Raw genomic sequence first — 1,762 nt, 5'->3', positions numbered from 1 at the left:
GGGCCAGGGTGTGCAGCGTATTGGTCATGGCGCTGGCGACGGTCATGGAGAAGTCCGCGGCGTCATGGTGCAGGCCCAGCAGGATATCGGACTCGTCGATGACGCCCACCAGTGTCTGGCCATCGACCAGTACCGGCAGTTGCGACACGTCCGCCAGGCGCATGCGCTGGAAGGCGGTGAGCAGGGTGTCGTCGGGGCTCACGCTGATCACCCGGCCGTCTTCGAAGCGGCGCGCGATCAGGTCACGCAGGTCGCCGTAGTGCTTGTACTGCAACAGGCCGGCGTCGTTCATCCACTGGTCGTTGTAAACCTTCGACAGGTAGCGCGTGCCGGTGTCGCAGACAAAGGTCACCACGCGCTTGGGTTCGGTTTGCTCGCGGCAGTAGCGCAAGGCAGCGGCGAGCAGGGTGCCGGTGGATGAGCCGCCGAGGATACCTTCGGCCTTGAGCAATTGGCGGGCGTGGTCGAAGCTGTCGGCATCGCTGATGGAGTAGGCGTGGCGCACGCTGGACAGGTCGGCGATCGAGGGGATGAAGTCCTCGCCTATTCCTTCAACGGCCCAGGAACCGGGGGTTTCCAGCGTGCGGCTGCGGCTGTACTCGGCCATCACCGAACCGACCGGGTCGGCCAGCACTATGGCCAACTCGGGTTGCACGCGCTTGAAGAAACGCGTCAAACCGGTGAGCGTGCCGGCCGAGCCGACGCCCACCACAATGGCGTCCACGTCGTGCTGGGTTTGCGCCCAGATCTCCGGCGCGGTGCTGGTCTCGTGGGCCAAGGGGTTGGCCGGGTTATTGAACTGGTCGGCGAAGAACGAGCCTGGAATATCTTTGGCCAAACGTGCCGCCACGTCCTGGTAATACTCGGGATGGCCCTTGCCCACATCGGAACGGGTGATATGCACTTCGGCGCCCATGGCCTTGAGGTGCAGCACCTTTTCCGTGGACATCTTGTCGGGCACCACCAACACCACCCGGTAACCCTTGGCCCGGCCCACCAGCGCGAGGCCCAGGCCGGTATTACCGGCGGTGGCTTCAATGATGGTACCGCCAGGGCGCAAACGACCATCGCGCTCGGCAGCGTCGATCATCGCCAGGCCGATGCGGTCCTTGATGGAACCGCCGGGGTTTTGCGATTCCAACTTGAGAAACAGCGTGCAGGGGCCGGTATCGAAGCGGCTGACCTTGACCAGCGGGGTATTGCCGATCAGCTCGAGTACGGCAGGGCGGGAAGGCGTGGGCATGTCGTCTCCTGGTTACGGGATGGGCGTAGGGCGAGGGACAGCAAAAAAACAGCATGGCTTGGAACATAGGCCGGTATCGCCGGTGTCGCAACTGGGCGTCCGTTGGATGACTTTTTTTGCCGCATGGGGGGAAGGCGCGCAATCAAACTGTGGGAGCGGGCTTGCTCGCTAAGGCGGCCTGACAGCCAACGCTTATCTACCTGATGCCCTGTGAAATGTGGGAGCTGGCTTGCCTGCGAAGACGGCCTGACAGCCGACCGGGATCTGAGATCAGACTGAGTACATATCCGTTATGTAGGTAACGGCCACTTAGGGTTCCGCCCTGACGGCGTCTTACTTTTGAAAAGCGCAAAAGTAAAACGCTCTTGCCCCACCACTCGGCACCTCGCCTGGGCTCGGTGTGCCCGAACACAGGCTTGAATCCGTGGGCCGCCGCCACGCGCCATCCATGGCGCGGGGCGGCTAACCCGGCGTCCTGCCGGGTTACCCACGAATTCAAGCCTGCGTTCGGCCAGCGTG

The 1,762-nt window shown here is 63.3% G+C and carries 1 protein-coding gene; it reads right to left on the bottom strand.

Going from position 1 to position 1,762, the window contains the following annotated elements; translation table 11 throughout:
• Positions 1-1,243: pyridoxal-phosphate dependent enzyme (locus GIW04_RS30455; RefSeq protein ID WP_236479585.1), on the bottom strand; the 1,243-nt coding region annotated here is incomplete at its 3' end.
• Between the last annotated feature and the right edge of the window lie 519 nt (positions 1,244-1,762).

Origin of the sequence: Pseudomonas sp. PA-4-8C (assembly GCF_021606625.1) — a bacterium.
GTDB lineage: Bacteria > Pseudomonadota > Gammaproteobacteria > Pseudomonadales > Pseudomonadaceae > Aquipseudomonas > Aquipseudomonas lactis.
This window is presented reverse-complemented; position numbering and strand designations above follow the sequence as displayed.